This window comes from Streptomyces sp. NPDC107546 (assembly GCF_055639175.1).
This window is the reverse complement of the sequence record NZ_JBVKBA010000021.1, coordinates 115,041-122,501: the sequence shown is the minus strand read 5'-3', so window position 1 is coordinate 122,501 and position 7,461 is coordinate 115,041. Positions and strand designations below refer to the sequence as shown.

Here is a 7,461-nt window from a genome sequence, read left to right as displayed (position 1 = left end):
CCGCGTACCGGATGTACTCGGGCGATGCGACAACGCGGCGAGGTGCCGTGCCGGGCGTCGCGAGCCGGTGAACCTTTCCGGCCACAGCACCAGGTGCGGCGCCACCGCGTCCCAGGTGGAGCCGTCTTCGCCGAGGGCGTGCAACAGGACGAGTGGCGGGGCATCGGGCGGCCCCGATATCCGGCAGGCCGGCCGGACGCCTCCGGCGTCGACCGAGCAGTGGTCAACCATGCCTGGAGGGTACGCGGCACGGCCCCCAGCGGATGCACCCCCGGCGAACGGCCCCGATCCTTGGAAGAAGGGGGCAGACCCGCGAAGGAGGGTGTCATGTCCGTGATGGACAAGCTGAGGCAGATGCTCAAGGGCCATGGCGAACGCATCGGCGAGGGCCACGACAAGGCGGGACAGCCTGCCGGTGAGCAGCCTCACGGCGCGCAGCCCGGTCAGGTCGACAAGGGTCCGGACGCGCTCAGGGAACAGATGCGGTCCCGGCCCGAGCAGGACAACCCGCCCCAGCCGTAGCCGGAGCCATGGCGAGTTGACGCGGCGTCACCAGCCGACCCGCTCGGCGCGCCTGCCCCGTGACGCTCTACCGTGAGCCGCGTGACTGCCTTTACCGAAGAAGACGTCCCCGGCCGCTACGGTCCCTCCGCCACCACGGAGGCCGACCCCCGCGTGGTGGGCCGGGTACGGACCGAGTACTCCCCCGCGCACGACGGCGACCCCGACCCCGGCGAGATCGTCTGGACGTGGGTGCCGTTCGAGGAGAACGACGGGCGCGGCAAGGACCGCCCGGTGCTCGTCGTCGCCCGTGAGACGGCGGGCACGCTGCTGGCGGTGCAGCTGTCCAGCAAGCGGCACGACGGCGACCGGGAGTGGGTGCCGATCGGCGGCGGGCCCTGGGACCGGTCGGGGCGCGAGTCCTGGGTGGACGTGGACCGTGTCCTTCGGGTGCACGAGGCCGGCATGCGGCGTGAGGCGTGTGCGCTGGACCGGATGCGGTTCAACCTCGTGGTGCACCGGCTCCGGGAACGCTACGGCTGGAACTGAGCCCGGGTCAGGCGGCGCGCACCCGGGTGTCGAAGGCACGCTCGAACGCCGCCCGCGTCGTCGCCCCCGGCGTGCGGTCCAGCACGGCGAAGACGAGCTCCTCGAAGTACCCCGCGAACCGGCCCCCGGCCAGCAGCCCGTGGAACGCCCCGGCCACCTGCGCCGGGTCGTTCCGGAACACCCCGCAGCCCCAGGCGCCCAGCACCAGGCACCGGTAGCCGCAGGCCGCCGCCGTCTCCAGCACGCGCTCGGCGCGGGTCGCGAGGGCGCGCGGCAGTTCGGCCGCGCGCTCCGGCGCCCTGTGCAGGACCACGCCGGCGTTGGGCGCGGCGGCGGTCAGGAAGCCGACCGTGTACGGCTCGTCCAGCAGGCGCCCTTGGTCGTCGCGGAAGACGGGCACCGCCGGTGAATGGATGACACGGTCCGTGTAGAACGGGTCGCGGTGCGCGCGGTGGTGGTGGTAGAACTCGCCGACCCCGCTGATGCACTCGTACAGCGCGGAGGCCCGGCACAGGGCCTCCTCCTGGGCCTGCGCGCCGTTGAGGAAGCCGCCGCCCGGATTGCGCGCGGAGGCGAAGTTCAGGACGGCCACCGGATCACCCGACCGGCCGACAAGGCGCCGGGCGGCTTCCAGGCTGCTCTCGCCGGTGACCTCCAAGACCGCGGTGACCTGGACGGCCGGCGGTATGTCCACCGCGTCCGGGCCGTACGTCCGCGTCCGTGCGCGAGCGGCCTCGACCGCCGCGGCGATGGCCACCGTACCGTCGGGCGCGCGGTAGGCCCCCGCCGCCACGATCTCCTGCGTCTGCCGCGCGATCCCGCGCAGGCGCGCGCTCACGGCGCCACCCCCGTGGGCGCCGTGAGCGCGCCGCGCGCCCCCTCCCCCGGCGTGGCGCCGATCTCCCCCGTCGTGCTCATGAACGCATGGTGAGCGATGCTGGTCTCACACCGCAACAGAGTTTCGCGGTCCCGGAAACAACGTCTCGTGACTCGCACGACAAGAGGAAAGCAGTCCGGAAAGCCCCACTGTGCCCCCTTGTGGGAATCCATGGGAGCGTCTTGGGTGGGACGAGCGATGCCGGTCCGGCCTCCTGGGGCCCGAACCGGCGACATGGTGGAACCTCAGGAGGATCCCGACATGTCCGATTCGGTGAGTGACTGTACGGAGCACCGCTCCGCCGTCACCGAAGCCGACGTGGAGGCACTGGTCCGCGGTATCTGCTTCAAGACCGGACCGCCCCGCTCGCTCGGTGTCGAAGTGGAATGGCTCGTCCACGAGCCGCGCACGCCGTGGCTCCCCGTACCACCGGAACGTCTCGACGCGGCCTACGCCGCACTGCGGACCCTGCCCCTGAGGTCGGCCCTCACGGTCGAACCCGGCGGTCAGCTGGAGCTCAGCTCCGCTCCGGCCGCCTCCCTCATGGAGTGCGTCGGGTCCGTCTCCGCCGACCTCGACGCGGTGCGCGCCGTGCTGCACGAGGCCGGCCTCGTCCTCAGCGGCCACGGCCACGACCCCTGGCGCCCTCCCCGCCGCTACCTGCGCGAGCCGCGCTACGACGCCATGGAGCGCTGCCTGGACCGTGCGGGGCCCGAGGGGCGGTCCATGATGTGCTCCTCCGCATCCGTGCAGGTGTGCCTGGACGCCGGACACGAGGAGCCGGGGCCCTTGGGATTCGGGCGGCGCTGGTGGCTGGCGCACCAGCTGGGCGCGGTCCTGGTCGCCGCGTTCGCGCACTCCCCGCTGGCCGGGGGCCGGCCCACGGGCTGGCGCTCCACCCGGCAGTCCCTGTGGACGGCGATGGACCCGGGCCGCTCCAGCGCGCCCCCGCTCGACCGCGACCCGCGCGCCGCCTGGGCCCGGCATGTGCTGGACGCGCCGGTGATGTGCGTCCGCGGCGGCAGCGGTCCCTGGCGCGTGCCACGGGGCCTGAGCTTCCGGGCCTGGACCCGGTCCGCCGATCCGCCGGACCGGGGAGACCTCGACTACCACCTGACGACCCTGTTCCCTCCGGTCAGGCCGCGCGGCCATCTGGAACTGCGCATGATCGACGCGCAGCCGGGTGACGACGGCTGGATCGTGCCGCTCGCCGTGACGGCCGCGCTCTTCGACGACCCCGAGGCCGCCGAGACCGCGTACCGGTCGGTCAAACCCCTCGCCGAGCGGGCGGGTGCCCTGCCGCCGCCAGGCAACCCGCTGTGGATCGCCGCGGCCCGCGACGGTCTGGCCGACCCCGAGCTGCACGAGGCCGCCGTCGCCTGCTTCGCGGCCGCCGCCGAGGCACTGCCGAGGCTCGGTGCCACCGCCGACGTGCTGGGCGCCGTCGCCGAGTTCACCGACCGCTTTGTGGCCCGGGGCCGCTGCCCCGCCGACGACCTGCTGCTCCGGTTCCACGGGAAGGACACCCCCTCCGGCGGGGACGACACCCGGTTCCACGGGAAGGACATGCGCACATGACCGACGAACGGTCCCCGATCGACCCCGAGATACTCCGGGAGCGCGCGTTGGACGCCCTCACCACGGCCCGCGACCGCACCGCGCTCCTGACCACCTGCGTCGACGAACCCGACCTGACGGCACAGCACTCCCCGCTGATGTCACCGCTGGTGTGGGACCTGGCGCACATCGGCAACCAGGAAGAGCTGTGGCTGCTGCGCGCGGTCGCCGGCCGCGAGGCGATGCGGCCCGAGATCGACGGGCTGTACGACGCCTTCGAACACCCGCGCTCCGAACGGCCCTCGCTGCCGCTGCTGCCGCCCGAGGAGGCCCGGCGCTACGCCGCCGAGGTGCGCGGGCGGGCCCTGGACGTGCTGGAGCGCACGCCGTTTCAGGGCCGGCGCCTGACCGAGGCGGGCTTCGCCTTCGGCATGATCGCGCAGCACGAGCAGCAGCACGACGAGACGATGCTGATCACGCACCAGCTCCGCAAGGGCCCGCAGACGCTCACCGCCCCCGATCCGGAGCCGGTGGCGCCGTACGACGGCCCGGCCGAGGTCTTCGTGCCCGGCGGCCCGTTCATCATGGGCACCTCCACCGAGCCGTGGGCACTGGACAACGAACGGCCCGCGCACCAGCGTCAGGTGGCGCCGTTCTACATCGACGCCGTCCCGGTGACGAACGGCGCCTACACGGCCTTCATCGAGGACGGCGGCTACGGCGACGAACGCTGGTGGACCCCCGAGGGCTGGGCCCACATCCGGACGCACGGCATCGAGGCCCCGCTGTTCTGGCGTCGCGAGGGCGGGCAGTGGCTGCGGCGCCGCTTCGGCGTCACCGAGCCCGTACCGCCCGACGAGCCGGTGCTGCACGTGTGCTGGTACGAGGCGGACGCGTACGCGCGCTGGGCGGGGCGCCGGCTGCCCACCGAGATCGAGTGGGAGAAGGCGGCCCGCCACGACCCGGCCACGGGCCGCTCCCGCCGCTACCCGTGGGGCGACGCCGACCCGGCACCCGAGCACGCCAACCTGGGGCAGCGGCATCTGCGTCCCGCGCCGGCCGGCAGTTATCCGGCGGGTGCCTCGCCGCTCGGCGTACGGCAGTTGATCGGTGACGTGTGGGAGTGGACGTCGAGCGACTTCCTGCCCTACCCGGGGTTCACGGCGTTCCCGTACAAGGAGTACTCGGAGGTGTTCTTCGGACCGGAGTACAAGGTGCTGCGCGGCGGGTCCTTCGCCGTGGACCCGGTGGCCTGCCGGGGCACCTTCCGGAACTGGGACTATCCGATCCGGCGTCAGATCTTCTCCGGCTTCCGCACCGCCCGGGACGTGTGATGTGTCGTCATCTCGCCTACCTGGGCCCCGAGGAGCCGCTCGGCCGACTCCTCAAGGAGCCGTCGCACAGCCTGTACCGGCAGTCCTGGGAGCCGCGGCGGCAGCGGTACGGGACGGTCAACGCCGACGGCTTCGGCGTCGGCTGGTACGCGGAGGGTGATCCGGTGCCCGCGCGGTACCGCCGGATGGAGCCCATCTGGAGCGACCCGTCCTTCGCCGATCTGGCGCGGGTCGTGCACTCCGGTGCGCTGCTGGCGGCCGTACGGGACGCCACCGAAGGGTGCGCCGCCGGAGAGGCGGCGGCGGCGCCGTTCGCAGCGGGCCGGTGGCTGTTCAGCCATAACGGGGCGGTGCCCGGATGGCCCCGCTCCGTCGCCGCCCTCGCCCGGTCCCTGCCGCCGGCGGAACTGCTGTCGCTGGAGGCCCGCACCGACTCGGCCCTCGTCTGGGCGCTCGTGCTGAACCGGCTGCGCACCGGCGACGACGGGGGGCAGGCGCTGACCGACACCGTGCTGGAGATCGCCACGGCGGCCCCCGACTCCCGGCTCAACCTGCTGCTCACCAACGGCTCGACGATCGCGGCGACCGCGTGGGGCGACACCCTGTGGTACCTCGCCGAGCCGGGCACCGGCGTCGTCGTCGCCTCCGAGCCCTACGACGACGACCCGCGCTGGCAGGAGGTGCCCGACCGCACGCTGCTCACGGCCGACACCACCGACGTCCTGCTGACCCCGCTGAAGGACCCGCGCGACGACATGGCATCCGCACCATCCGAGGAGCCCCGCACGTGAGCCCGTTCCATGTGACCCGCACCCTTCCGGAGGACGCCACGGACGCCGCGCTGCGCGCCGACGTCCTCGACGGCCTCACCCGCAGTCCCAAGACGCTGCCCCCGAAGTGGTTCTACGACGCCCACGGCAGCGACCTGTTCGAAAAGATCACCGAGTTGCCGGAGTACTACCCCACACGCGCCGAACGGGAGATCCTCATCGCCCGCTCCGGCGAGATCGCGGCCGCGGCCGGCGCGCGCACACTGGTCGAGCTGGGCTCCGGCTCGTCCGAGAAGACACGGCACCTGCTGGACGCGATGAGCGGACTGCACACCTACGTCCCCGTCGACGTCAGCGAGAGCGCCCTCAGGCAGGCGGGACAGGCGCTGGCCGCCGAGCGGCCCGGTCTGCACGTCCACGCGCTCATCGCCGACTTCACGGCGGGGCTCACGCTGCCGAGGACACCCGGGCCGCGACTCGTCGCGTTCCTCGGCGGCACGATCGGCAACCTGGTACCCGCCGAACGGGCGACGTTCCTCGAGGCCGTCAGGGCCCTGATGGCGCCAGGGGACACGCTGCTGCTCGGCACCGACCTGGTGAAGGACCCCTCGGTACTGGTGGCGGCGTACGACGACACGGCAGGAGTGACGGCCGCGTTCAACAAGAACGTGCTGACCGTCGTCAACCGGGAGCTGGGCGCCGACTTCGACCCGGACGTCTTCGACCATGTGGCGCTGTGGGACGCGGAGAACGAGTGGATCGAGATGCGGCTGCGGGCGCGCACCGCGCAGACCGTGAAGATCCCCGCGCTCGACCTGGCGGTCGACTTCGCCGGAGGCGAGGAACTGCGCACGGAGGTGTCGGCGAAGTTCCGCAAGGACGGTGTCAGACGTGAACTGGGCGCCGCCGGACTGGACCTGACGCACTGGTGGACGGACCGGGAAAGGAGGTTCGCCCTGTCCCTGAGCTCGGCCCGCCCGGTCGACTGAGCCGGCGCGCGCCACACACCCGCGGACACCCGCCAAGGAGAGGAGCACCCGCATGACCGACCACACCTACCGGGTCACCGAGATCGTCGGCAGCTCACCCGAGGGCATCGACCAGGCCATCCGCAACGGGATCGAGCGCGCCTCGCAGACCCTGCGCAACCTGGACTGGTTCGAGGTCACGCAGGTCAGGGGCCGGATCGAGAACGGGCGGATCGAGCATTACCAGGTCGGCCTGAAGGTGGGCTTCCGGCTCGAGGACGGCGAGTAGCGCCAGGGCGAACGGCGTACCTCACACGTCCGCCCAGGGCGCGCGCCTCACGTCCGCCGAGGGTGGGCCTCACACGTCCGCCGAGGGTGGGCCTGTCAGGTCCGCCCCTCGCGTTCCTGAGCGTCCTTCAGAGCGGCGGACGGGGACGCCCAGCGGGCACGGACGACGGTGAAACCCGCTCGTTCGGCGTCCTGGCAGACCAGTTCGTCGTCGTCGACGAGAACGCGGACCTCCCGGCCGCGGGCCAGTTCGCGCAGCAGTTCCAGCTTGGTGACGCGGGCGGGCCTGCGGTCGCCGTTCGACCGCATGTACAGACGGCCCTCGGGCAGCCCGTGGGCGGCGAGCCAGTCGAGGGTGTCGCGCCGGCAGCGCGCGGGCCGCCCGGTCAGATAGACCAGCTCGCACTCCTCGGCGGTCCTCAGCGCGAGCGCGATCCCCTCGGCAAGCGGCGGGTCCTGCGGCGCGGCGGCGAAGAAGGCGTCCCAGTCGCGCGGTCTCGTGTGGAGGAAGCGCTGCCGGTGCTCGGTGTCGGCGAGGGTGTTGTCCAGGTCGAAGACGGCGACGGGCATGCTGTCGTTGGTCACGCACCCACTCTAAGGAGCGGACCTCGTGGCTG

Annotated in this window: 10 protein-coding genes; 7 read left to right on the top strand and 3 right to left on the bottom strand. The window is 72.9% G+C overall.

The features are described from left to right. The coding region (locus tag ACZ7L1_RS27450; protein WP_471440683.1) for an alpha/beta fold hydrolase at nucleotides 1-231 on the bottom strand (231 nt) is incomplete at its 3' end. A gap of 96 nt (nucleotides 232-327) precedes the next feature. Between ACZ7L1_RS27450 and ACZ7L1_RS27445 the strand changes: the two genes are divergently transcribed. Beyond that, nucleotides 328-522 carry an antitoxin gene (locus ACZ7L1_RS27445; RefSeq protein ID WP_103839499.1) on the top strand — a complete coding sequence of 65 codons (195 nt, stop codon included), beginning with the start codon at nucleotides 328-330 and terminating at the stop codon, nucleotides 520-522. Nucleotides 523-603: 81 nt separating this feature from the next. Further along, the gene (locus tag ACZ7L1_RS27440; protein WP_471440682.1) at nucleotides 604-1,050 is read left to right on the top strand and encodes a type II toxin-antitoxin system PemK/MazF family toxin; all 447 of its coding nucleotides are present in this window, start codon (nucleotides 604-606) and stop codon (nucleotides 1,048-1,050) included. Between the two features lie 7 nt (nucleotides 1,051-1,057). Here ACZ7L1_RS27440 and ACZ7L1_RS27435 read toward each other — a convergent pair whose 3' ends face one another. After that, nucleotides 1,058-1,888, bottom strand: a complete 831-nt coding sequence (locus ACZ7L1_RS27435; RefSeq protein ID WP_471440681.1) for a TIGR02452 family protein — start codon at nucleotides 1,886-1,888, stop codon at nucleotides 1,058-1,060. Between the two features lie 300 nt (nucleotides 1,889-2,188). Here ACZ7L1_RS27435 and egtA point away from each other — a divergent pair, with 300 nt between their 5' ends. From egtA to ACZ7L1_RS27410, 5 genes are read left to right on the top strand one after another with little or no spacing between them, the layout of a single operon-like run. Further along, nucleotides 2,189-3,505 carry an ergothioneine biosynthesis glutamate--cysteine ligase EgtA gene (egtA, locus tag ACZ7L1_RS27430; protein ID WP_471440680.1) on the top strand — a complete coding sequence of 439 codons (1,317 nt, stop codon included), beginning with the start codon at nucleotides 2,189-2,191 and terminating at the stop codon, nucleotides 3,503-3,505. Beyond that, entirely contained in the window at nucleotides 3,502-4,818 is a 1,317-nt protein-coding gene (gene egtB, locus ACZ7L1_RS27425; protein WP_471440679.1) for an ergothioneine biosynthesis protein EgtB, read from the top strand. Before egtA ends, egtB begins: the two co-directional genes overlap by 4 nt. Beyond that, the gene (gene egtC / locus ACZ7L1_RS27420; protein WP_471440678.1) at nucleotides 4,818-5,609 is read left to right on the top strand and encodes an ergothioneine biosynthesis protein EgtC; all 792 of its coding nucleotides are present in this window, start codon (nucleotides 4,818-4,820) and stop codon (nucleotides 5,607-5,609) included. Before egtB ends, egtC begins: the two co-directional genes overlap by 1 nt. Beyond that, a complete protein-coding gene (gene egtD / locus ACZ7L1_RS27415) occupies nucleotides 5,606-6,577 on the top strand; it encodes an L-histidine N(alpha)-methyltransferase (RefSeq protein ID WP_471440677.1) in 972 nt (323 codons plus the stop codon). The genes egtC and egtD overlap by 4 nt, the downstream gene beginning before the upstream one ends. A 52-nt stretch (nucleotides 6,578-6,629) precedes the next feature. Beyond that, nucleotides 6,630-6,845: a dodecin gene (locus tag ACZ7L1_RS27410; protein WP_471440676.1), complete on the top strand. Its 216-nt coding sequence runs from the start codon at nucleotides 6,630-6,632 to the stop codon at nucleotides 6,843-6,845. A gap of 95 nt (nucleotides 6,846-6,940) precedes the next feature. Here the strand turns inward: ACZ7L1_RS27410 and ACZ7L1_RS27405 are convergent, their stop codons facing one another. Beyond that, the gene (locus ACZ7L1_RS27405; protein ID WP_471440690.1) at nucleotides 6,941-7,414 is read right to left on the bottom strand and encodes a phosphatase domain-containing protein; all 474 of its coding nucleotides are present in this window, start codon (nucleotides 7,412-7,414) and stop codon (nucleotides 6,941-6,943) included. Nucleotides 7,415-7,461: the final 47 nt, after the last annotated feature.

Coding starts and splice junctions, on each gene's coding strand:
- ACZ7L1_RS27410 (WP_471440676.1), top strand. CDS start 6,630: ATGACCGACCACACCTACCGGGTCACCGAGATCGTCGGCAGCTCACCC.
- egtB (WP_471440679.1), top strand. CDS start 3,502: ATGACCGACGAACGGTCCCCGATCGACCCCGAGATACTCCGGGAGCGC.
- egtA (WP_471440680.1), top strand. CDS start 2,189: ATGTCCGATTCGGTGAGTGACTGTACGGAGCACCGCTCCGCCGTCACC.
- ACZ7L1_RS27445 (WP_103839499.1), top strand. CDS start 328: ATGTCCGTGATGGACAAGCTGAGGCAGATGCTCAAGGGCCATGGCGAA.
- ACZ7L1_RS27405 (WP_471440690.1), bottom strand. CDS start 7,414: ATGCCCGTCGCCGTCTTCGACCTGGACAACACCCTCGCCGACACCGAG.
- egtC (WP_471440678.1), top strand. CDS start 4,818: ATGTGTCGTCATCTCGCCTACCTGGGCCCCGAGGAGCCGCTCGGCCGA.